Genomic DNA, 22,130 nt, shown 5'->3' with positions numbered 1-22,130 from the left:
CACATCTTAATATAAAGTCTAAATACAATTAACCCCGCCGTTTTCAGGGCGGGGTTAATTGTATTTATTTTATCCGATAGAACCTTCCATTTCAAACTTGATCAGGCGGTTCATTTCAACGGCATATTCCATTGGAAGTTCTTTTGTGAATGGTTCGATGAAGCCCATTACGATCATTTCAGTTGCTTCCTGCTCTGATACCCCGCGGCTCATAAGGTAGAATAACTGCTCCTCAGATACCTTGGAAACTTTTGCTTCGTGCTCCAGTGAAATGTTATCGTTCAGAATTTCATTGTATGGAATTGTATCAGATGTTGATTTATTATCCATAATGAGCGTATCACACTCAATATTAGATCGGGCTCCATCCGCTTTTCTCCCAAAGTGGACAATTCCGCGGTAGGTTACTTTGCCGCCATGCTTCGAAATTGATTTGGAAACAATTGTCGAAGAAGTATTTGGTGCAAGATGGATCATTTTTGCACCTGCATCCTGGTGCTGACCTTTTCCTGCAATCGCTATGGACAATGTAAGTCCGCGTGCGCCTTCTCCTTTAAGGATTACAGCAGGGTACTTCATTGTCAGCTTAGACCCGATATTACCGTCAATCCACTCCATCGTGGCGTTCGCTTCACAAACCGCACGTTTTGTAACCAGGTTGAACACGTTATTTGCCCAGTTTTGGATTGTTGTGTAACGGCAGTAGGCATCTTTCTTAATGATGATTTCAACAACCGCACTGTGAAGGGAATTGGTAGTATAAACAGGTGCTGTACAGCCCTCTACATAATGTACGGATGCGCCTTCATCAACAATAATAAGTGTACGTTCAAACTGCCCCATGTTTTCTGAATTAATTCGGAAATATGCCTGCAGCGGAGTATCCACCTTAATTCCTTTAGGAACGTAAATGAACGATCCCCCGGACCAAACAGCTGAGTTCAATGCAGCAAACTTGTTATCAGTTGGAGGAATAACCTTTGCCCAGTGCTCACGGAAAATATCTTCATTTTCCTTAAGAGCGGAATCTGTATCCTTAAACACGATTCCCAGCTCTTCAAGGTCTTCCTTCATGTTGTGATAAACAACTTCTGACTCATATTGTGCGGAAACCCCAGCCAAATACTTTTGTTCTGCTTCAGGGATACCTAATTTATCAAATGTTTGTTTAATTTCCTCTGGAACCTCGTCCCATGAACGTTCTGATTTCTCAGAAGGCTTAACATAGTATGTTATTTCGTCAAAGTTAAGGCTAGCCAAGTCCCCGCCCCATTGCGGCATAGCCATTTCATAGAAATGCTCCAACGATTTTAAGCGGAAATCAAGCATCCATTGCGGCTCGCTTTTCATTCGGGAAATTTCTTCAACGATCTCCCGTGTCAGACCGCGCTTTGACCGGAAAATAGAGACGTCTTTATCAGAAAACCCATATTTATAGTCACCGATCTCTGGCATTTTCTTAGCCATTGGTCGTTTCCTCCATTCGTAAATAGCCGGGACTTAGAGCCCACAGAAGCTATTATCATTTATTTGTCGTTCAGGCCCTTCTCCATTGCTTTCCATGCCAACGTTGCACATTTAATTCTCGCAGGGAATTTGGAAACTCCCTGAAGAGCTTCGATATCGCCAAGGTCCAAGCCTTCATCGTCATATTCTTTTCCTTGAATCATGTCTGAAAAGATTCGGGAAAATTTTAATGCTGTTTCAATATCTTTTCCCTTAATCGCCTGAGTCATCATGGAGGCAGAAGACATGGATATGGAACATCCTTCACCGTCGAATTTAGCGTCAGTAACTGTGCCGTCTTCCACTTTAAGTGTTAACCTGATCCGGTCTCCGCACGTTGGATTATTCATATCGATAACCAAGCTGCCATCCTCAAGCGCACCCTTGTTTCTCGGGTTCTTATAATGATCCATAATAACCTGCCGGTAAAGTGTATCTAAGTTATTAGAAGACATCGCCAAAATACTCCTTTGTTCTGATAAGCCCTGCAACTAGCTTATCAATATCTTCCTCTGTGTTGTACAGGTAAAAACTGGCCCGTGCTGTAGCAGAAGCCTTAAGCCATCGCATTAGCGGCTGAGCACAATGATGGCCTGCCCTGACTGCGATTCCCTCGGCGTCAAGTACGGTAGCCACATCATGAGGGTGAACATCTGCTATATTGAACGTTACAACTCCTGCACGCTGTTCTGCATTTTTTGGCCCATAAATGATAAGGCCTTCGACAGCAGACATTTTATCAAGGGCATATGCTGCCAGTTTGTGTTCATGCTTTTCAATATGCTCCAAGCCAATTTGTTCAAGGAAATCAATAGCGGCTCCGAGTCCGATGGCACCTGCTATGATCGGTGTTCCTCCTTCAAACTTCCAAGGAAGCTCCTTCCATGTAGAATCATATAGCTCTACAAAATCGATCATTTCACCGCCAAATTCCACCGGCTCCATCATTTCCAGGTGCTCCTTTTTCCCGTATAGAACACCGATGCCTGTTGGCCCGCACATTTTATGTCCAGAGAGAGCAAAGAAATCGCAATCCAGATCCTGAACATCCACTTTAATATGCGGTGCGCTCTGTGCTCCGTCGACCACCATTATTGCTCCGTTTTCATGAGCAATTTTCGCAAGTTCCTTAATTGGATTTATTACTCCAAGCACATTGGAAACATGCATAATGGAAACAATTTTTGTATTGCTGGTAATGTTTTTTCTTGCATCCTCAAGTGAGATGGTGCCATCTTCCTGGAGCGGCAGATATTTAAGAGTCGCCCCAGTTTGTTTGGCCACCTGCTGCCAAGGAATAATATTGCTGTGATGCTCCATATAAGAGATAACAATTTCGTCACCTTCAGATAAATTGGCGCTTCCATAGCTTTTGGCTACCATATTTAATGAGGTAGTTGTTCCTCTTGTGAAAATAACTTCCTGGGTTGATTTCGCATTTATAAATCTGCGGACCTTTTCCCGGGCACCTTCATAGCCATCAGTCGCCTTTGTACCCAGAGTATGGACGCCTCGATGAACATTCGAATTGTACCCGCGATAATACTCGGATAACGCATCAATAACTTGAATAGGCTTTTGAGAAGTAGCAGCACTGTCAAGATAAACCAAAGGATGTCCGTTCACTTCCTGATTAAGGATAGGAAATTGGCTGCGAATTTCTGCTCCAATCATTATTGCACTTTCCTTTCGATTACCTCTACCAGCTGCTTTTTAACTCCTTCAATTGGTAGTTCATTGACAACCGGTGCAAGGAATCCATGAATAATTAAGCGCTCTGCTTCTGTTTTTGAAATCCCGCGGCTCATTAAATAGTAAAGCTGAACTGGATCTACACGTCCAACAGACGCTGCATGCCCTGCTGTTACATCATCCTCATCGATAAGCAAAATTGGATTAGCGTCTCCGCGTGCTTTTTCACTTAGCATCAGCACACGCGATTCCTGTTCCGCATTTGACTTAGTTGCACCATGCTCAATTTTACCGATACCGTTAAATATGGAAGAAGCACTGTCTTTCATTACACCATGCTTTAAGATATATCCTTCTGAGCGTTTCCCATGATGGATGATACTGGTTGTAAAGTTCTGCTTTTGTTCTCCGCGTCCTACGACTACTGACTTTGTATCACCAATGGATCCATCACCCAACAAGTAGGTAATATTCTCTGAAATTGTATCTCCGTCATTCATTAAACCAAGTGCCCAGTCAACACGGGCGTCCCTCATTGCAACACCGCGGCGGTTTACATAAGCTGTAATTCCCTTTGCCAGTGTATCTACCGCTCCGTACGTGATTTTTGCATTGTTGTTCGCAATTACCTCTGAAATGATGTTTACAATTCCATTCTCAGACGCTCCAGTTGAAAAGTAGTTCTCAACGTAAGTTACTGAACTGTTTTCATCTGCTACAACTAAAACATGATTGAAGAGGGCTGTTTCCGCTGTATCGATCATGTAAATAGCCTGGATAGGCTCCTTGATTTCGATATTTTTCGGAACATATAAGAATGCTCCCCCATTCATCAACGCCGCATGAAGAGCAGTTAAACGGTGCTCATCCGCCTTGACTCCGTTTCTCATAAAGAATGATTCAAGCAGTTCGCTATGCTCTCGTGCAGCAGTGAAAATATCCGTAAAAATTACACCTTTATCCTTTAATTCCTGGGAAACTGCGAAGTAAGCAGGCGTATTGTTTCTTTGGATATATAAATTTTGTGATTCATTATCAATATTGATAAGCGTTTTAACATCTTCCGGAAGATCCTGCAGGCTGCTAAACACTTCACTCTGTACAGTATGCTGGCTAAAAGATGTAAAGTTCCATTTATCAATCTTTGTTTTGTCCGGCCTTGGCATCGGAAGTGTTTCAAATCCGGCAAGAGCTTCTCCGCGGAGCTTTGACAGCCAGGCAGGTTCATTATTTTGTTTTGAATAGGAGCTAATAGACTCCAAATCCATTGGGAATTTCGTTTCCGTTGTCATGGCAATCCTCCTTACTACGCTTCTTGGCCGACAGTTTCGTCTTCAATGCCTAATTCTTTTTTAATCCAGTCATATCCTTCAGCTTCCAAACGCTGTGCAAGCTCAGGACCGCCAGATTTCACGACGCGGCCTTGCATCATAACATGTACATAGTCAGGAGTGATATAATTCAGCAGGCGCTGATAGTGAGTGATAATAAGGCATCCAAAATCCTCACTGCGCATTTCATTAATTCCTTTTGAAACAACTTTCAATGCATCAATATCCAAACCTGAATCGATTTCATCCAAAATCGCAATTTTTGGCTGCAGCATCATTAACTGAAGAATTTCATTGCGCTTTTTCTCACCGCCGGAAAAGCCTTCATTTAAATAACGCTGGGCCATATCCTGGTCCATTTCAAGGAAGTCCATTTGCTTATCCATTTCGCGGATGAATTTCATTAGTGATATTTCTTCGCCTTCTTCACGGCGGGAATTAATCGCTGATCGAAGGAAGTCCGCATTTGTAACTCCGCTGATTTCACTTGGATATTGCATTGCAAGAAATAAGCCGACGCGGGCACGCTCGTCCACTTCCATTTCCAATACATCCTCGCCGTCGAAAGTAATGCTTCCGCTTGTTACTTCATATTTAGGGTGGCCCATAATCGCTGAGGAAAGAGTAGATTTCCCTGTTCCATTTGGTCCCATTACCGCATGGATCTCGCCGCCTTTAATCTCTAGATTAACACCCTTTAATATCTCTTTACCTTCAATAGAAACATGAAGATCCTTAATTGTTAAAGTTGAACCTGCCATAGTATAACCTCCGTCTTAAATCCTGTGTGATTGTTTAGAAAGCATTTTTGTAATGGTTAAAAACCTACCATTCTCATTTTATTCTCATTCCAATCTTATAACAAATGAAATCTGTAAGCAACTAATAAAGAAATGTTTCTCCTATCTATATAGTGGTTGCTTTTTTTCCGAAAGAAATCATGAGCTGCTTCCGTTTAACCTCTTCAGAGTCTCCGATAGTTTCTCTATTATGCCGCTGATTCATTCTTTTAAAGCAGCAGAGAATGTAAAAAGACATCGCCAATTTAGAACGATGTCTTTTTTCTTCATTATTATTTAAAAATGAACTCTTCGCTGTAAATCATTAACAATTTGAGCACTTTTAACATAGTCTATTTCTCTTCGCTTCTCAACCTGTATTCGTTTTTCCAGCTTAAGGGCATATTCATTATAACCAATCCCGTGACATTGCTGCATCGCCTTTTCCATCTCGCTGGTCGCTTTTATTTCTAGCGGGTAAATAATGAATCATCCTTTCCTATTAAAAATACAATTACAATTATTATTTACCCTATCAAAAACTGATTAAACGGTTAAGGTTCAATCATTGGTTTCCATTTATTACAAATAACCTTTTACTGCTGTATTCCCTTAAGGTCTTGAATGGCTTCTTGAACAAGGGTCACTGCCTGGCTCATAGCTGTTCCCCCGCCAAACGCTGCAGTTACCCCAATTGCTTCCATGATGGCTTCCTCAGTAGCTCCATGATCCAGGCATCCCTTCACATGATAAAGAATGCAGTATTCATCTTGCGCGTACAGGCTGATCCCTAATGCAATCAGCTGTTTTTCTCTTTGAGACAGCACGCCCTCTTTAAAACACGCCTCCGTAAAGGCATTATAGTGCTGGGCGATTTCGGGCATTTTTTCCATGAACTCGCCTAGTCCAGCTTTATAGTCGTAAATGGCAGCTTCTGTAGCATTTCTCGGTTCAACAGTCATTCCAGTCACTCCTCACTAAATAGTATCTGGATTAGTATGAAACGCATATCAGTGTTCTATGCCATCTGTAAGATGTTTTATATGATAGAAACAAGCGAAGTTTATACTCCCAAACCATACATGGAAAAGGAATTGAGAAGTAAGCAAAGAATAACATAATAAACGATATTAATTCCTGGAGGGTTTACATTTTCATTAACTACTGTTATTTTGAATACTCTGCGCAGGTCCGCCCCTTTTACATATATACATTCTCTAGAATAAAAAACCCGTACCACTTTAACAGTGATACGGGACTTTCTTAACGTTTTTATTATTCTGATACAGGTACAACCGCGCCTTTGTATTCAGATTTAATGAAGTCCTGGATTTTTTCTGAGCGAAGAACCTCAACTAGAGTTTTGATTTCTTCACGGTTTTCGTCTCCAGCATTTACAGCAATAACATTGACATATGGAGATTCAGAGTCCTCAATTTCAATTGCGTCTTCCATCGGATTCAAGCCAGCGTCAATAGCATAGTTGCTGTTGATTAATACTGCATCGCCTTCATTTTTTTCATAAACCTGTGTTAATAATGCTGCTTCAATATCAGTTTTGAACTTTAGCTTTTTGCTGTTTTCTGTAATATCATCCACTGTTGCAGTAGTCTTGTCGATTCCCTCTTTTAGCTTGATTAATCCTTTTGCTTCAAGCATAGAAAGAGCACGTCCATGATCCGCAACGGAGCTGCTCATGATGATTTCAGCACCTTGTGGAAGGTTTTCAAGCTTTTTGTGTTTCTTTGAGTAAATACCAATTGGTTCTATATGAATTCCACCAGCATTTACAAAATCATATCCAAATTCTTTCTTTTGTGCTTCTAAGTAAGGAATGTGCTGGAAGTAGTTTGCATCAAGCTGTCCTTGATCTAAGTTCTTATTAGGCAAGATATAGTCCTGGAAAGGTACGATTTCCAATTCAATTCCCTTTTCTTCAAGAATAGGCTGTGCTTCTTCCAAAATAACTGCATGAGGAACATTTGATGCACCAACTACTAGCTTTTTTGTTTCTTCAGTTTTTTCTTTGTCTCCGTTATCTGCAGTGCTGCCATTGCCGCTTTCTTCTTTCTTTGTCCCGCAAGCAGCAAGTGCCAGTGCAAGAACTAACAATAAAATAAAGCCTGTTAACTTTTTCATAATCCCATCTCCTTCTAACGTTTATCTAATTTAGATGTTATTAAATCTCCAATAAATTGGATGATAAATACAATTAATAAAACAACAATTGTAGCAACAAGCGTCACATCGTTGCGGTTTCGCTGAAAACCTTCAAGGTAGGCAAGATTACCCAGTCCGCCGGCACCAATAACCCCAGCCATTGCTGTATACCCAACAAGCGCAATAGCGGTAACAGTTATTCCCGAAATAAGAGCAGGCATAGATTCTGGAAGAAGGACTTTCCAAATAATTGTACTCGTCTTAGCACCCATTGACCTAGCCGCTTCGATAACACCTTTGTCTATTTCTCTTAGTCCAATTTCTACCATCCGAGCATAAAATGGTGCAGAACCGATTATTAGTGCAGGCAATGCTGCATTCTCACCAATCATTGTCTGCATGATAAACATGGTAAATGGAATAAGCAGAACAATTAGGATAATAAAAGGGATGGAACGGAAAATATTGACAAACGCACTTACAATCACGTTGATGAATTTATTCTCCCAAACATTACCCTTGGACGTCAGGAACAGCAATAATCCCAGAACGATTCCAAGAATAAAAGTTACAGCAACTGAAATAGCAGTCATATATAATGTTTCATTTGTTGCTTCGAGTATTCTATCCCATTTAACATTGGGAAACATAGTTTCAACCATTTGAAATGACCTCCACCCCTACCTGCTGCTCTTGGATAAATTCTAGAGCGCGGGCAATTTCTTCGGCAGGCCCATCGATATGGATGAATAATGTTCCATAGCTGCCATCTCTTGTTTGAGAAATTTTCCCTTGGACAATATTGACATCTAATTTAAAACTGCGAATAAGCTTTGTAATTAACGGGTTCTCAGCACTCTCTCCAACAAATGTCAGCTGAATCACTTTGCCGTTAGGGTAACGGTCAAGAAGATGTTCAAGTGTTTCCTTCGTTTCTTCCGGCTCGGTTACCTGCTGCACAAACCGCTTTGTAATTGGCTGTTCGGGATTTTTAAATACATCAAGCACCGGTCCGATTTCCACTATTTTCCCCGCTTCCATTACAGCAACACGGTGGCAGATTTTTCGGATGACATGCATCTCATGCGTAATCAGCACAATTGTTAATCCTAGCCTTTTATTGATATCAACCAACAGCTCCAGAATGGAATCTGTAGTTTGGGGGTCAAGAGCCGAAGTTGCTTCATCACAAAGAAGGACTTTCGGATTGTTGGCAAGAGCCCTAGCAATTCCTACTCTCTGCTTCTGGCCTCCGCTAAGCTGAGAAGGATAGGCATCTTCTCTTCCTTCAAGACCTACCAGCTTAATCAGATCATCTACGCGCTTCCTTCTTTCTTCTTTCGTCACCCCTGTAATCTCAAGCGGAAAAGCGATGTTCTCCCGTACCGTTCTCGACCAAAGAAGGTTAAAATGCTGAAAAATCATGCTAATTTCGTGGCGCGCTTTTCTGAGGCCCGATCCTTTGATCTTGGAAACCTCGTTTCCAGCCACAACTACAGAACCGGATGATGGCGTTTCGAGCCCATTAAGCATCCGGATAAGTGTACTCTTCCCGGCACCGCTGTATCCAATAACTCCAAATATCTCGCCCTCATTAATGGTAAGGCTGATATCATCGACAGCTACAATCGGTTCCTTTGCTTTAAAACTCGATTTAAATACCTTGCTTACCTTTGAAAGTGTAATCAATGCTTTTCCCCCCTCTTCCCGTTATTTACTCTTATTTATACTGTTCCTCATATATCCTGAAATAGTAAAAGCCTTTCTGCACATGAGCAGAAAGGCTTTACGTTTCACCTTTCTCTCATCTTTCAGAGCCATTAAAGACTCTGTGTGAATTGGCACCTTTTCAAGGAAAAATCCTTGCCGGTTGCCGGGCTTCATCGGGCACATCCCTCCACCTCTCGTGATAAGAGCTATCTATTTTATTGTTAATCAAATATATTTTATTTTCAGGTACGAGTGTGATTTTATCACGGTGAAAAATAAGTGTCAACGGAAAAAATTTAAAAGCTATCCGCCAATATTTGTATCCGGGGAAGAGAGAAAATCTTAAAGCCAACCCAAATGACTGCCCTTTTTCATAAGGTTAAGAAGAGTATACTTTTTTTAAAAGAGTACAGATGGCTAGCTTCAGCCAGTAACCTTTTTCCACAGGAAAATAATGCCCCGACGTACAGGACAAGGAACGCTGCGGCAGCGATACATCGCACGAGCTTTGTGAAGGACGTGCTAATGCCGGCGTCGCTGCAGGACTAAGGCTGTAACACGAATTTAGTTGCAAAAATCGGTGGTCTTAGCCGTTCTTCCTCTGACCAGGGCGCTTACGTATTTCCTTTATGCTTAAACGGTTTTGGCTGCCCGTGAGGCTATACCTGTTGCCTTTTCAATTGCCTGTTCCAGATCATCGATAAGGTCATCAGCGTTTTCAATCCCTATGGATAATCGAACCAAATCTTCAGTAACACCAGACTTTTTCAAATCCTCCGGAAGCAGCTGCTGATGTGTTGTACTGGCAGGATGAATAATCAGGCTCTTTGCATCGCCTACATTGGCAACATGCGACCATAGGACAATGTTATTGATCAGTTTCGCTCCAGCTTCACGTCCTCCCTCAATGCCAAAAGTTAATACTGCACCCGCCCCCTTTGGAAGATATTTTTCAGCAAGTGCCTTTGCAGGATGGCTTTCATCCCCCGGGTAAGAAACCCATTTAACTGCAGGATGGTTTTTTAGGTAATCCAGAATAATCTTGGTATTGGAAATATGTTCTTTCATCCTAACATGCAGTGTTTCCAGTCCTAGTGTGAATTGAAACGCGCTGGCGGGACTCATAGCCGGGCCTAAATCCCTTAGCAGTTGTACCCGTGCTTTAGCTATAAAAGCTGCAGCTCCAAGCGCCTCACTGTAAACTAAGTTATTATAGCTTGGATCAGGCTCGGTGAATCCAGGGAATCTCGGAGAGTCCCAGTTGAACCTGCCTCCATCGATGATTATCCCGCCCATAGTGGTGCCGTTGCCAAGCAGCCATTTTGTCGCAGAATGGATGACTATATCCGCTCCATGTTCAATTGGGCGGCAAAGATATGGCGTGGCAAAGGTATTATCGATAATGAGAGGTATCCCTTCTTCATGAGCAATTTTTGCAACTTCTTCAATATCCAGCACATCCAGACTCGGATTGCCAATTGTTTCCCCAAAGATGGCCTTTGTTCTTGAAGTAATGGCATTTCGGAAGTTCTCCGGATCCTTTGGATCAACAAAATGAACCTTTATTCCGTATTTCGGCAAAGTATTGGCAAATAAGTTGTATGTACCCCCATACAACGTAGAAGATGATACAATTTCATCCCCTGCTCCAGCAATGTTTAGAACAGAAAGCATAATGGCTGCCATACCGCTCGAGACCGCTAATGCTCCGATTCCTCCTTCAAGCATTGCAGTCCTTTCCTCAAAAACTGTGACTGTAGGGTTGTGGATACGTGTATAAATGTAACCTTCTTCTTTTAAACCAAATAAATTAGCTGCATGATCGGTATCTTTAAAAAGATACGCATTACTTTGGTATATCGGAACCGCCCGTGCACCTGTAACTGGATCTGGACGGACTCCTCCATGAATGCTTAAAGTTTCAAAGCGGTAATTTTTACTTTCTGACATACTCCCATCTCCTAACTGATATTTTGTAAAAGCTGCAAGGAGAAAATACAACAAAAAACCTCTTCAAAGAAGAGGCTGGTTTATCTCTCCCTATCTTTCAGAGTTACACTCTGCTGGAATTAGCACCGTGTATGTTTATACCGGTTGCCGGGCTTCGTCGGGCCAGTCCCTCCGCCTCTCTTGATAAGTATTTATTAATCTTATTAACGGAAATATAACATGGCGCTGATAGCCCAGTCAATATATTTAATTGAATATTCAAAATTGATTGATTGCATAAGGCTTACAGAGGATAAATAACGATTCTAAAAGCAGGATTTCTCTGAATCTTCCTTCGACTTTAATGTCACCTCTTTTTATCATGGTCTGCAGTCTTGTTTTTCCATTCAGAATGGTACCGATGGCCTGAAGGCTCCCGTAAATGAAAACCTCTCTCCCAAAGTCACCTTCAAGACTGTTTCTCTCATTTTCATTCAGGGTAACGCTTCCTCGTTCTTCTCCGGATATAAAATGCAGCCGAATATTCTTTTGCTGCATAAGAGATTTCAAATGTTTTCTGTCTTTAATATTGTTAATAAGGACTGCCAATAGCTCTTCTATGAAAATCCCCCATTTCATAATATCTTTAGTAAATATTTTCCACAGCAGCAAGCAAAAACCCTTTCCTAAACTATCGACATTTAATGGGATAAAGAGACAATTTGAAAGAAATGATTGTCATATTTCCCGGAAAATATGTTTCCTGTCAAAATTTGTTATGTAGAGTTGCGTCAGTTAGGCACACGGGGGGGGGGAAAATTGGATTTCCCCATAAAAAAACTACACCCCAAACTGTTAGATGGTATCTAACAATTGGGGTGCAGTTCATTAAGACAATGATTTCCTATTAGGAATTGTTTTAGGGGATAATACGGGGTTTATGATAGCCAGCGTTTTTTATGAGATACCCTTTAATTCGTCAAATAAGTATGGGACGGACTGAAACGCATAGATTTTCTTTTCCAGCTGCCCATTTTTAAAAATTAATAAACATGGCACACTTTCTATTTCATATTGAGAGGCAATATGCTTCATATAATTAAGGTTCATTTTCCCGCATCTGATTCCAGGCTGTGCCTCCAGAGTTACCGAAAGCATCTTGGTGGCAACCTGGCAGGTACCGCACATAGGAGTATATAAAAACAAACAGAACGACTGTTTCCACTGAATTGAAAGGTTTAATTCTTCCTCTTCCCATTCCTTCATATGTGTTAATTCATCCTTTGTTCTAAATATTCTGCATATACATCAATATTCGCTGTCAGCAGTACTGTTGCGATATGATATTTTGGAGCAGTAGCCACTTCACGGTACATCTTATCGATAAAAAGGTGGACCGCGTCAGGCATTTCCCTTTTTAATTGTTTTCTCAGCTTTTCCCCGGATTCGTCTGCATCTACCAGAATAAATACATCCTTGTTATAAAGTTCTTCCACAAGCTCGTCCAGGCGCGTTAAAGAAATTGTTCCATTAGTACAGATTATTTCGACATCTTCTTTCACTACACTTTTTACCTTGCGCTTATCCGAAGATCCTTCGACAATGATTACCTTTTCAGAATAAACACTTTCCATAGCCTTATCCTCCTGACAAGAAAAAACGGATGGTGAGCAGTGCCATAAGGGCGGCAAATTAGCTGGGACCCGCTGCGTAAAGGGTACACTGAAGAACCCCTAACGGCCAAATGAAATTCAAAGCCATCGCTTTACAACACCAGCTTGACGGTGACACATTTACCCCAGATAATATAAGAATTCTGGAGTGCCTTAATCTTTATTCTGCTTTATTCAAATTGAAAAATTAGAACATTATCTTTACTAATCCGTCAAAAAAAGGAAAGGCCAAATGCCTCTCCCCCTAACAATTAGTCTTCTTTTGTCATCTCTTCGTATTGCTCCGCTGTCATCAGGTTGTCCAGTTCACTAGTATCAGAAGGTTCAATAACAATCATCCAAGCCTTTTCATAAGGAGACTCGTTTACGAATTCAGGATTATCATTCAAATCTTCATTCACTTCAATTACTTTTCCGCTGATTGGCGCATAAAGCTCAGAAACAGTTTTTACAGATTCAACGCTGCCAAATGGCTCATCGGCAGTTACTGTATCTCCAACTTCAGGAAGCTCAACGAAAACGATATCTCCTAGCTCTGATTGTGCAAAATGTGTAATCCCCACGCGGAAGTTTTCCCCCTCGGTTTTTACCCATTCGTGCTCTTCTGAGTAGCGAAGCTCTTTAGGTGTACTCATTACAATCCCTCCAAATTCATAATAATAGATCTATTTTAGTATAATAGATTTTTTGTTTTTTTAAAGCTGAGCGCTTCGAAATTTGCTGTTTTTTGCATCTACAGCCATTTTTCGGTAAATTCTTCTTCCTTAAACCCGACTGAAACCGAAGATCCATCGGTAACAATTGGCCTTTTTATCAGCATTCCATCACTTGAAAGGATATCGAGAAGTTCACCAATTGACGCTTCCTTTATCCTATCCTTTATTCCCAGTTCCCTATACTTCTGGCCACTGGTATTAAAAAACGTTTTTATGTCTAACCCGCTCTTTTTATAAAGTTCTTCAATTTGCTGTCTGGAAGGCGGATTTTCAGCGATATGTATGGCCTCATACTGAATATTATGGCTATCAAGCCATTTTTTTGCATTACGGCAGGTTCCGCATTTCGGATACCAATAAAACGTTACAGTCATAATTTCACCACCTATCGTTAGCATAACCGTTCTGTTTCCTGAATACAAAAAATATGCTGTGGATTTCCCATAATATGCTCCGAATGGACAATAGGAAAACGAGAATATCCAGCTGGATATTCCCGTCATAATGAATTGTATGGCAAAAAGGCTTTATCTGTCAGGCTGCAGACTTATAATCCTTTTATAAAACAAACCTTTCAGCTTCAACTAGCTTCTCAGCTGCTTCACGCTTTTTGCCGATTACATTGATCGGTGTATGTCTAGTAAATTTGCGCAGTGCGGAAAGCATCATTCGAAGAGTGTCTCCGCTTTCAACAGCCAATAGGGTTTCTTTTGCATGCTGTTCAATTAAGTTGAACGCTTCCTGGCAGAAAATTTCAGTATAAAGCAGTTTTTGCTGATTCTTTTCGAGGCCAGATTTCGCAATTGCTTTTTCTGTGCGCAATACGGCTGATTCCATTGCATAAGCCAGGGACACGATATCAGCTATATTTACAAGCACCTCTTGCTCCTTTTCAAGCGCTTTACCGAATTTCTGAACTGCCAATCCTGCTGAAAGCAAGCCGATTTTTTTGGCATTTTTCACTAAATGCTTTTGAGCTGCAAGCGGCTCGTCGCCTGGTTCTTCAGGCATCATCATCATCAATTCTTCCTGTAAAGCCTGAGCTTTTTGGAATAACGGCAGCTCGCCCTTCATTGCTTTACGGATGAAGGTGCCTGGCACTAATAGACGATTAATTTCATTTGTCCCTTCAAAAATACGGTTAATTCTTGAATCGCGGTACGCTCTCTCAATTTCATACTCTGCCATAAATCCATAGCCGCCATGGAGCTGTACGCCCTCATCGACTACATAATCCAGCACTTCAGACGCGAAGAACTTGTTTAAAGAACACTCGATAGCATATTCTGCAACGGACGCTGCTACCTTTTTACGGTCTTTTGCTTCTTCAATCGTCAGTTTGCCCATGTGGTCCTCGAATAGACCTACAGTACGGTAAACTGAGCTTTCTGCTGCGTAGATTTTAGAAGCCATTGTAGCCAGCTTTTCTCTTGTCAGGTTAAAAGAAGAAATCGGCGTCTTAAACTGCTGGCGCTGGTTCGTGTAGGCAGCAGCGATTTGGAATGCACGTTTTGATCCGCCTACAGCTCCCACTCCAAGCTTGTAGCGGCCAATATTAAGGATGTTAAACGCAATAACATGACCTTTTCCGGCTTCGCCAAGCAAGTTTTCTTTTGGTACCATAGCATCCTCAAGAATTAATGTACGGGTAGAAGAACTCTTGATACCCATTTTCTTTTCTTCAGGCCCGACTGATACGCCTGAGTATTCGCGCTCCACGATAAAGGCTGAAAAATGTTCACCATCAATTTTTGCATATACGACGAAAACGTCAGCGAAACCGGCATTGGTGATCCATTGCTTTTCACCATTCAATACAAAGTGAGTTCCCTCAGCATTCAATTTAGCTGTAGTTTTTGCCCCTAAAGCGTCAGAGCCGGACCCTGGTTCAGTCAATGCGTACGCCGCAATTTTTTCGCCGGTGGCCAAAAGAGGAAGATATTTGTGCTTTTGTTCTTCGTTGCCGAACAGGACAATTGGAAGTGAACCAATACCAACATGGGCTCCATGAGTGATGGAGAATCCCCCTGCCTGGGACATTTTTTCTGAAATCAAAGCTGAACTGATCTTATCAAGACCCAGGCCGCCATATTCCTCAGGTACATCAGCTCCAAGCAGACCAAGTTCTCCGGCTTCTTTCAGCAATCTTACTGAATGCTCAAATTCATGGTTCTCAAGCTTTTCTACAACAGGGAGAACTTCATTTGTAACGAAGTCATCTGCTGTTTTGGCGATCATCTTTTGTTCGTCTGAATAGTCCTCCGGTGTAAATACGTTTTCATATGCAACATCTTCAATTAGGAAGCTGCCGCCTTTAATAATGCTCTCTGTTTGATTAGACATCCTTTTTTCCTCCTTAAAAATGGGGTTATATACTTTGAATCTTAAAAAAGTCTAAATAACTCTATTTTATTAAGCTAAAAGTTCAAATACTCCTGCAGCGCCCATGCCGCCACCGATACACATTGTCACAATACCAAATTGGGTATTTCTGCGCTTCATTTCGTGCAGCAGGGAAAGTGTCAGTTTCGCCCCTGTACACCCAAGAGGATGGCCAAGTGCAATTGCCCCTCCGTTCACATTGACGATTTCCTCATCCAGTCCAAGTTCCCTGATAATTTGGATTGATTGAGAAGCAAAAGCTTCATTTAATTCAAACAAACCTATATCGGACAGTTCTAGACCTGCCAGCTTTAATGCCTTAGGAATAGCAGCCACCGGTCCTACTCCCATAATTTCCGGCGGCACTCCGGCTACCGCAAAGGAGCGGAATTTGCCCATTGGCTTTAAACCAAGAGAGGATGCTTTTTCACTGTCCATAACCATTACTGCTGCTGCTCCATCGCTTGTTTGTGAAGCGTTTCCTGCTGTAACTGAGCCTGTTACGGAAAATGCTGGTCTTAACTTCCCAAGAACCTCAGTGGTAGTGCCTTCACGGACACCCTCGTCCTGTGAAAATTGGAAGGACTTTTCCTTTAGTTTGTTGTCCGCACCAACTGAACGAATTGTTACATCAACCGGAACGATTTCATCCGCGAATCTTCCTTCTGCAATGGCTTTTGCCGCTTTTAGATGGCTTCGGACTGCGAACGCATCCTGATCTTCACGGGAAATGCCATATTTCTTTGCAACCTCTTCTGCAGTATGGCCCATGCCCATGTAGTATTCAGGAGCCGTTTCTGCAAGCTTTGCATTCGGGCGGGTAACATGGCCCATCATTGGCACAAGGCTCATTGACTCAGCTCCGCCAGCAATGATTGTGTCGCTCTGTCCAAGCATAATCCGTTCTGCTCCATAGGCTATGCTTTGAAGGCCGCTTGAACAGTAGCGGTTTATAGTAATGGCTGGAACTGTGTGAGGAAGTCCTGCCAGTGCGCCGATATTTCTCGCCATGTTCAGTCCTTGCTCAGCTTCCGGCATTGCGCAGCCAATTATTAAATCATCGATATTGCCCTCATAATTTCCCGCACGCTTTAATGTCTCTTTTACAACAAGAGCTCCTAAATCATCCGGCCTTACAGTGGCAAGAGAACCTTTTTTCGCTTTACCTACAGGAGTCCTGGCCCCTGCAACAATTACCGCTTCTCTCATGAGGATCCCCCTTAATTTGAAATGCGCAAGCGCCCTAGCAGACGAAGAACGGCTAAGTTCGCCACGTCCTGTGGCAACGCCGTCCTGACCCACATCCTGTTGGCCCCCGACAAGAATAAGACAAACGCTAAGAAGGCGCTTTTTGCCTTCAGAAGTGATTGGCTTATGACCAAGGTTGTAACGGCACTTGGTTACAACACTCAAGGCCGACTTAAACCGCCACGTCCTGTGGCGACGTCGGCACTAGCACGTCGTGTGCGTCGGGGCTGGGCGCTGGAGCTAGACATCTTAAACTAGCCCCGTGCAAATTTTTATTATTTAGCCTGTTATTATTGATATAAATTTAGTTGCGAAGGGGCTTGCCCTTCAACAGCATGTGCTGCATTCTTTGCTGCGATTTGGGAAGTGCAATCAGGCTTAAGAAAGCTTCACGCTCTAAATCAAGCAAGTACTGCTCATCGACTTCGGTGCCGTATGGAACCTTACCGCCTGCGATTACATAAGCGAGCTTCTTGGCAATTTGCATATCATGGTCAGAAATGAAACCCGATAGCCTCATAGCTTCTGCTCCCAGAAGCAAAGCTGCGTAGCCCGATTCACCGACAACCGGAACTTTTTGGCGAATTGGAGCAGTATAACCGCTTTCATACAAAGCAAGAACAGCTTGCTTTGCATCGTAAAGCAAATGATCCCCATTAACGCTGATGCCATCTGCGAAGTTAAGGAAATTGTTTTCCCGGGCTTCTGCAGCTGAAGTGGAGACCTTTGCCATTGCAATTGATTCAAAAACTTTATTCGCTACTTTTTGAAGGTCAAATTCCACACCCTTTGGCATGCTGTTCAAGTGCTTGATGTATAATTCTTTATTTCCGCCGCCACCTGGAATGAGGCCAACGCCGACTTCAACAAGTCCCATATATGTTTCAGAAGATGCTTGGATATGTGCAGCAGGCAGGCAGACTTCCGCACCTCCGCCAAGCGCCATTCCAAATGGAGCAGCTACTACCGGCTTAGTGCTATATTTGATCTTCATCATGGCTTGCTGGAAATGGCGGACAACCATATCTAGTTCAAAAATATTATCATCCTGCGCTTCCATTAGCATCATCGCCAGGTTTGCGCCTACGCAGAAGTTTTTGCCCTGATTTCCGATAACCAGACCTTTATAATGCTTTTCAACTTCATCTATAGCGAAATTGATCATTTGAACGATATCTAAACCAATGGCATTGCTTTGAGAATGGAATTCCAATAAAGCAACTCCATCACCTATGTCAATCAGGCTGGCGCCAGTGTTCTTTTTGATAACGCCTTTTTGTTTTTTGATTGCTTTCAGATTGATAACCTTTGGATTCTCAACCAATTCTTTATATTCACCGTTTGAATAATATAGAACTTTTCCGTCTTCTTCTTTGTAGAAGGAGGTGTTTCCGTTTGCAAGCATTTGCTTGATCCATTCAGGCACCTGCAGTCCTTGTTCTCCCATCCTGAGTACTGATTTTTCAAGGCCGATTGCATCCCATGTCTCAAAAGGACCCTGAGACCATCCGAAACCCCATTTCATTGCCTGGTCAATCGCGACGATATCATCAGCAATTTTGCCTAGCAGATCTGCTGAATACACCATTACAGGGCTGAAAATATTCCACAGCAGTTCTCCGGCCCGGTCATTGCTATATACAAGCGCTTTCATTTTATTGGCTAAGCCTTTTTCCTGTTTGCTTAACTCAATCGAAGCCGCTTTTAATTTTTTTCTTTCTTCATATTCAAGAGTCTGTGGATTCAATTCAAGAATCTCTTTACCTTTTTTCAAGAAAAAGCCTTGACCGGATTTGCTTCCAAGCCATCCATTTTCAATCATCTTTTTCAAAAACTCTGGAATTTCAAATACTTCTTTTTCCGCACCTTCCACTTGGTCATATACGTTCTTAGCTACATGGGCGAATGTATCAAGACCTACAACATCCAAAGTGCGGAAGGTTGCACTTTTGGCACGGCCGATAAGCGGCCCTGTTACTGAGTCGACTTCACCAACACTGTAGCCGCCCTTCAGCATTTCTCTCACAGTAACCAGCAGACCATAGGTTCCGATCCGGTTTGCAATGAAGTTTGGCGTATCCTTTGCTTCAACTACACCTTTACCAAGGACATCTTCCCCAAAAAGCTTCATGAAAGAAAACACTTGAGGATCAGTTTCCTTAGTCGGTATGACCTCAAGAAGTTTTAAATACCGAGGAGGGTTAAAGAAATGAGTGCCAAGGAAATTTTTTCTGAAATCCTCAGATCGCCCCTCTGCCATTGCTTCTATAGAGATTCCGGATGTATTAGAAGAAATGATGCTTCCTTGCTTTCGGTATTTGTCCACCTGTTCAAAGACCGTTTTCTTAACTGCAAGATTTTCAACAACCACTTCAATTACCCAATCGACTTCGCTAAGGCGATTCATATCATCCTCAAAGTTCCCTGCTTCAATCAATGCGAGGTTTTTCTTTGAAGTCAATGGGGCCGGCTTTTGTTTTAAAAGCTTTTGTATAGCTCCCTGGCTGATTCGGTTTCTAACCGATTTATCCTCAAGAGACAATCCTCTTTTCTTTTCATCCTCAGACAATTCCCGAGGCACTATATCTAATAACAATGTAGGTATGCCGATGTTCGCAAGGTGTGCAGCAATTCCTGATCCCATAACCCCTGAACCTAAAACAGCAGCCCTTTGAATTTGTCGCACCAAGTTCATATCCCCCTGACATAATAGTTGAATGAACACTCATTCATTTTATTTTCAAAAAAATTTCAAACATTTCCCGATATATTAACTATAAAAGAAGTTGGAAAATTCCGCAATCATTAATATCCTGTTTTTTAAACTTTTTTTGATTATCCAGGGAAACATAAACATGGGGAGGTGAACTGATGGCTAGATTAAAAAAGAATCCTTCAACGGCAGGCGTCAGCGCTGCGAGTGTAAAAGGAAATGCAGGTCCAACTGTGGAGCGTGAAGGGCCGAAAAAAAGGAACAGCCAGAATAACCAGTTTAAAAAATAAGCTTCGTTCACTATAAAGACCCGTATACAGTTAAAAACTGATACGGGCCTCCTTAATTTCCAATGAATTAACAAGAGAAATATTTTTACTTAAACATCCCCTTAAGGACGAATGCCACGTTTGCCGGCCTTTCAGCCAGACGGCGCATAAAGTAACCATACCAATCGGTTCCGTATGGTACATAGACTCGCATTTTATAGCCTTCCTTGACCAATTCCAGCTGTCTTTCTGTCCGGATTCCATAAAGCATCTGAAACTCAAATTGGTCATTAGGAATATTGTGTTCTTTAACCAGCTGCTTTGTATATTCAATCATTGCATCATCATGTGTTGCTACTGCTGTGTAATTTCCATTCTGCAGATGCATTTTAATAATAGTTTTAAAATTCTCGTCAACATCCTTTTTTTCCGGGAAGGCCACTTCAGGAGATTCTTTATAGGCTCCCTTTACTAGCCTTAAATTTGGATGGTATTCGTTAAGATCAGTAATATCCTGTACCGTCCTGTATAGATAAGCCTGAATTACAGTTCCCACATTATCATATTCTGATTTCAGCCTCTTAAAAATATCGATGCTTTTCTGGCACCTTGAGAAATCTTCCATATCAATAGTGACAAATACATTATTTCTTTTCGCTGCTTCCAGGATACGGCGCATATTCCTCATAACAACTTCATCGGAAATATCAAGACCCATTGAGGTCATTTTCAATGACAGCTGAGAATTTAGGTTTTGCCTGCCAATTGCTTCAATGGCCTGGATTGAATTGTCAGCCATTTCATTGGCTTCGTGTTCGTTATCAACAAATTCCCCTAAATAGTCAATTGTCACTGCAAGGCCCTGCTGATTCAGATTTTGTATCACTGCGGCTGCCTTATCAATGGTTTCTCCTGCTACAAATCTGGCTGCGCCAAACTTAAGGCCATATTTTCTGGCCATTTTTGTTAAGCTTTTATTCTTAGAAAGGAAGAGAAAAAAGTCTCTCATTGCCTGCTCCATAAACTGCCCCCTGAAAACGCTTTATTATTTTACTATACAAAAAATTCGAAAATTCGACAGCTATATTTTAGCATTTTTCTTTTTATTTGAATATGAAAAAATGAAAAAGACCCATCAATAACAGGTCTTGTTTACATTATTACTAGTGATTTTCTATTTGTAATTAACTTTTTAGGATCCGTCGTCCTTTTCCATAAGGTATACACAGCGGAGTTCCAAACAAAGGATCCACTGTCACTTCACAATCCATGCTAAAAACCTTTTTCACTAGACTGCAGTTGATCACATGCTCAGGCTTTCCCTGTGCATAAATTGTCTGGTCTTTTATCGCTACAATATTATGGGCATACCGGCAGGCCAGGTTCAGATCATGAAGAACCATAACAATCGTTCTTTGCTCCTTCTCATTCAGTTCAAAAAGCAAATCAAGGATTTCAATCTGATGAGTCATATCCAAATAAGTAGTCGGTTCATCTAATAAAAGAATTTCCGTGTCCTGGGCAAGGGTCATCGCGATCCACGCACGCTGCCTTTGACCTCCAGACAATGAATCCACAGTCCTTTCTTTTAAATCTTCAAGCCCAGTTGCCTGTAAAGCATCTCTTACCTTTTTCTCGTCTTCCATCGACCATTGTTTCAGCCATGACTGATACGGGTATCGCCCCTGCTTTACCAGCTGAAGCACTGTAAGGCCTTCCGGAGCCGCCGGGGATTGCGGCAATATCGCCATTTTTTGAGCTACATCTTTTGTAGAAAGCCTGGCAATCTCTTGACCTTCCAGTAAAACTGCCCCTGAGCTGGGCTTAAGAAGTCTGGCAATGGAACGCAAAAGAGTGGATTTTCCGCAGCCATTTCCGCCGATAAAGACAGTAATTTCTCCTTTTGGAATTTCAATATTAAGTTCTTTAATAATTACGGCATCACCGTATGATAGCGTCAGTTTATTTGTCTCAATCGCATGCCCCATCTTGTCCTCTCCTTTTCCAGCTGTTTCAGACTTT

General features: G+C 41.9%; 22 protein-coding genes and 2 riboswitches. Of the genes, 1 reads left to right on the top strand and 21 read right to left on the bottom strand.

The genetic code is table 11. The features are described from left to right. Positions 1-69: 69 nt before the first annotated feature. The 19 genes from sufB to CVD28_RS10320 all read right to left on the bottom strand — a co-directional run bounded on the left by sufB (position 70) and on the right by CVD28_RS10320 (position 19,821). Positions 70-1,467, bottom strand: a complete 1,398-nt coding sequence (gene sufB, locus CVD28_RS10410) for a Fe-S cluster assembly protein SufB (protein WP_101592293.1) — start codon at positions 1,465-1,467, stop codon at positions 70-72. 59 nt (positions 1,468-1,526) lie between these two features. Further along, the gene (gene sufU, locus CVD28_RS10405) at positions 1,527-1,961 is read right to left on the bottom strand and encodes a Fe-S cluster assembly sulfur transfer protein SufU (protein WP_101592292.1); all 435 of its coding nucleotides are present in this window, start codon (positions 1,959-1,961) and stop codon (positions 1,527-1,529) included. Then, positions 1,951-3,180 (bottom strand): cysteine desulfurase, encoded by a 1,230-nt coding sequence (locus CVD28_RS10400; protein ID WP_101592291.1) that lies wholly within the window; start codon positions 3,178-3,180, stop codon positions 1,951-1,953. Before CVD28_RS10400 ends, sufU begins: the two co-directional genes overlap by 11 nt. Continuing rightward, on the bottom strand, positions 3,180-4,490 hold the full coding sequence (gene sufD / locus CVD28_RS10395; RefSeq protein ID WP_101592290.1) for a Fe-S cluster assembly protein SufD: 1,311 nt from the start codon (positions 4,488-4,490) through the stop codon (positions 3,180-3,182). Before sufD ends, CVD28_RS10400 begins: the two co-directional genes overlap by 1 nt. A gap of 14 nt (positions 4,491-4,504) precedes the next feature. Continuing rightward, entirely contained in the window at positions 4,505-5,290 is a 786-nt protein-coding gene (gene sufC, locus CVD28_RS10390) for a Fe-S cluster assembly ATPase SufC (RefSeq protein WP_101592289.1), read from the bottom strand. A gap of 315 nt (positions 5,291-5,605) precedes the next feature. Beyond that, on the bottom strand, positions 5,606-5,746 hold the full coding sequence (locus CVD28_RS28025; RefSeq protein ID WP_180954107.1) for a hypothetical protein: 141 nt from the start codon (positions 5,744-5,746) through the stop codon (positions 5,606-5,608). A gap of 158 nt (positions 5,747-5,904) precedes the next feature. Further along, positions 5,905-6,270: a carboxymuconolactone decarboxylase family protein gene (locus tag CVD28_RS10385; protein WP_101592288.1), complete on the bottom strand. Its 366-nt coding sequence runs from the start codon at positions 6,268-6,270 to the stop codon at positions 5,905-5,907. A gap of 313 nt (positions 6,271-6,583) precedes the next feature. Then, positions 6,584-7,447: a MetQ/NlpA family ABC transporter substrate-binding protein gene (locus CVD28_RS10380; protein WP_101592287.1), complete on the bottom strand. Its 864-nt coding sequence runs from the start codon at positions 7,445-7,447 to the stop codon at positions 6,584-6,586. A 14-nt stretch (positions 7,448-7,461) separates the two neighbouring features. Beyond that, positions 7,462-8,130: a methionine ABC transporter permease gene (locus CVD28_RS10375; RefSeq protein WP_101592286.1), complete on the bottom strand. Its 669-nt coding sequence runs from the start codon at positions 8,128-8,130 to the stop codon at positions 7,462-7,464. Then, positions 8,123-9,157, bottom strand: a complete 1,035-nt coding sequence (locus CVD28_RS10370) for a methionine ABC transporter ATP-binding protein (protein WP_101592285.1) — start codon at positions 9,155-9,157, stop codon at positions 8,123-8,125. Before CVD28_RS10370 ends, CVD28_RS10375 begins: the two co-directional genes overlap by 8 nt. A 112-nt stretch (positions 9,158-9,269) precedes the next feature. Further along, positions 9,270-9,384, bottom strand: a riboswitch (SAM riboswitch). Positions 9,385-9,811: 427 nt separating this feature from the next. Continuing rightward, positions 9,812-11,128: an O-acetylhomoserine aminocarboxypropyltransferase/cysteine synthase family protein gene (locus tag CVD28_RS10365; protein WP_101592341.1), complete on the bottom strand. Its 1,317-nt coding sequence runs from the start codon at positions 11,126-11,128 to the stop codon at positions 9,812-9,814. Between the two features lie 87 nt (positions 11,129-11,215). After that, positions 11,216-11,318, bottom strand: a riboswitch (SAM riboswitch). Between the two features lie 68 nt (positions 11,319-11,386). After that, complete coding sequence (locus tag CVD28_RS10360; protein WP_101592284.1) at positions 11,387-11,779, bottom strand: hypothetical protein; 393 nt, start codon at positions 11,777-11,779, stop codon at positions 11,387-11,389. 285 nt (positions 11,780-12,064) lie between these two features. Beyond that, entirely contained in the window at positions 12,065-12,373 is a 309-nt protein-coding gene (locus tag CVD28_RS10355) for a thioredoxin family protein (protein WP_101592283.1), read from the bottom strand. A 5-nt stretch (positions 12,374-12,378) separates the two neighbouring features. Continuing rightward, positions 12,379-12,741 (bottom strand): toprim domain-containing protein, encoded by a 363-nt coding sequence (locus tag CVD28_RS10350; protein ID WP_101592282.1) that lies wholly within the window; start codon positions 12,739-12,741, stop codon positions 12,379-12,381. 290 nt (positions 12,742-13,031) lie between these two features. Then, complete coding sequence (gene gcvH, locus CVD28_RS10345) at positions 13,032-13,415, bottom strand: glycine cleavage system protein GcvH (protein ID WP_101592281.1); 384 nt, start codon at positions 13,413-13,415, stop codon at positions 13,032-13,034. A 98-nt stretch (positions 13,416-13,513) separates the two neighbouring features. Continuing rightward, on the bottom strand, positions 13,514-13,870 hold the full coding sequence (locus tag CVD28_RS10340; protein WP_101592280.1) for an arsenate reductase family protein: 357 nt from the start codon (positions 13,868-13,870) through the stop codon (positions 13,514-13,516). Between the two features lie 184 nt (positions 13,871-14,054). Further along, positions 14,055-15,839 (bottom strand): acyl-CoA dehydrogenase family protein, encoded by a 1,785-nt coding sequence (locus CVD28_RS10335; RefSeq protein ID WP_101592279.1) that lies wholly within the window; start codon positions 15,837-15,839, stop codon positions 14,055-14,057. 69 nt (positions 15,840-15,908) lie between these two features. Next, positions 15,909-17,087 (bottom strand): acetyl-CoA C-acetyltransferase, encoded by a 1,179-nt coding sequence (locus CVD28_RS10330; RefSeq protein WP_101592278.1) that lies wholly within the window; start codon positions 17,085-17,087, stop codon positions 15,909-15,911. A 343-nt stretch (positions 17,088-17,430) separates the two neighbouring features. Then, positions 17,431-19,821, bottom strand: coding sequence for a 3-hydroxyacyl-CoA dehydrogenase/enoyl-CoA hydratase family protein (locus CVD28_RS10320; RefSeq protein ID WP_374702512.1), 2,391 nt, complete (start codon positions 19,819-19,821; stop codon positions 17,431-17,433). 176 nt (positions 19,822-19,997) lie between these two features. Here CVD28_RS10320 and CVD28_RS10315 point away from each other — a divergent pair, with 176 nt between their 5' ends. Next, positions 19,998-20,129 (top strand): YuzL family protein, encoded by a 132-nt coding sequence (locus tag CVD28_RS10315; RefSeq protein ID WP_101592275.1) that lies wholly within the window; start codon positions 19,998-20,000, stop codon positions 20,127-20,129. Between the two features lie 85 nt (positions 20,130-20,214). On the opposite strand, the gene CVD28_RS10310 is transcribed toward CVD28_RS10315, so the two are convergent. Together CVD28_RS10310 and CVD28_RS10305 are read right to left on the bottom strand one after the other, a co-directional pair. After that, positions 20,215-21,129 carry a proline dehydrogenase family protein gene (locus CVD28_RS10310; RefSeq protein WP_101592274.1) on the bottom strand — a complete coding sequence of 305 codons (915 nt, stop codon included), beginning with the start codon at positions 21,127-21,129 and terminating at the stop codon, positions 20,215-20,217. 163 nt (positions 21,130-21,292) lie between these two features. After that, positions 21,293-22,096 carry an ABC transporter ATP-binding protein gene (locus tag CVD28_RS10305; RefSeq protein ID WP_101592273.1) on the bottom strand — a complete coding sequence of 268 codons (804 nt, stop codon included), beginning with the start codon at positions 22,094-22,096 and terminating at the stop codon, positions 21,293-21,295. Positions 22,097-22,130: the final 34 nt, after the last annotated feature.

The sequence above is a fragment of the Bacillus sp. M6-12 genome, assembly GCF_002860285.1.
In the GTDB taxonomy this organism is placed as follows: domain Bacteria; phylum Bacillota; class Bacilli; order Bacillales; family DSM-1321; genus Peribacillus.
Note: the sequence above shows the minus strand (reverse complement) of the source record. Positions and strands in the feature narration are given on the sequence as shown.

Coding starts and splice junctions, on each gene's coding strand:
- CVD28_RS10355 (WP_101592283.1), bottom strand. CDS start 12,373: ATGAAGGAATGGGAAGAGGAAGAATTAAACCTTTCAATTCAGTGGAAA.
- sufB (WP_101592293.1), bottom strand. CDS start 1,467: ATGGCTAAGAAAATGCCAGAGATCGGTGACTATAAATATGGGTTTTCT.
- gcvH (WP_101592281.1), bottom strand. CDS start 13,415: ATGAGTACACCTAAAGAGCTTCGCTACTCAGAAGAGCACGAATGGGTA.
- CVD28_RS28025 (WP_180954107.1), bottom strand. CDS start 5,746: ATGCAGCAATGTCACGGGATTGGTTATAATGAATATGCCCTTAAGCTG.
- CVD28_RS10365 (WP_101592341.1), bottom strand. CDS start 11,128: ATGTCAGAAAGTAAAAATTACCGCTTTGAAACTTTAAGCATTCATGGA.
- sufC (WP_101592289.1), bottom strand. CDS start 5,290: ATGGCAGGTTCAACTTTAACAATTAAGGATCTTCATGTTTCTATTGAA.
- CVD28_RS10310 (WP_101592274.1), bottom strand. CDS start 21,129: ATGGAGCAGGCAATGAGAGACTTTTTTCTCTTCCTTTCTAAGAATAAA.
- CVD28_RS10340 (WP_101592280.1), bottom strand. CDS start 13,870: ATGACTGTAACGTTTTATTGGTATCCGAAATGCGGAACCTGCCGTAAT.
- CVD28_RS10400 (WP_101592291.1), bottom strand. CDS start 3,180: ATGATTGGAGCAGAAATTCGCAGCCAATTTCCTATCCTTAATCAGGAA.
- CVD28_RS10330 (WP_101592278.1), bottom strand. CDS start 17,087: ATGAGAGAAGCGGTAATTGTTGCAGGGGCCAGGACTCCTGTAGGTAAA.
- CVD28_RS10375 (WP_101592286.1), bottom strand. CDS start 8,130: ATGGTTGAAACTATGTTTCCCAATGTTAAATGGGATAGAATACTCGAA.
- CVD28_RS10320 (WP_374702512.1), bottom strand. CDS start 19,821: ATGAACTTGGTGCGACAAATTCAAAGGGCTGCTGTTTTAGGTTCAGGG.
- CVD28_RS10305 (WP_101592273.1), bottom strand. CDS start 22,096: ATGGGGCATGCGATTGAGACAAATAAACTGACGCTATCATACGGTGAT.
- CVD28_RS10350 (WP_101592282.1), bottom strand. CDS start 12,741: ATGGAAAGTGTTTATTCTGAAAAGGTAATCATTGTCGAAGGATCTTCG.
- CVD28_RS10315 (WP_101592275.1), top strand. CDS start 19,998: ATGGCTAGATTAAAAAAGAATCCTTCAACGGCAGGCGTCAGCGCTGCG.
- CVD28_RS10335 (WP_101592279.1), bottom strand. CDS start 15,839: ATGTCTAATCAAACAGAGAGCATTATTAAAGGCGGCAGCTTCCTAATT.
- sufD (WP_101592290.1), bottom strand. CDS start 4,490: ATGACAACGGAAACGAAATTCCCAATGGATTTGGAGTCTATTAGCTCC.
- CVD28_RS10385 (WP_101592288.1), bottom strand. CDS start 6,270: ATGACTGTTGAACCGAGAAATGCTACAGAAGCTGCCATTTACGACTAT.
- CVD28_RS10380 (WP_101592287.1), bottom strand. CDS start 7,447: ATGAAAAAGTTAACAGGCTTTATTTTATTGTTAGTTCTTGCACTGGCA.
- sufU (WP_101592292.1), bottom strand. CDS start 1,961: ATGTCTTCTAATAACTTAGATACACTTTACCGGCAGGTTATTATGGAT.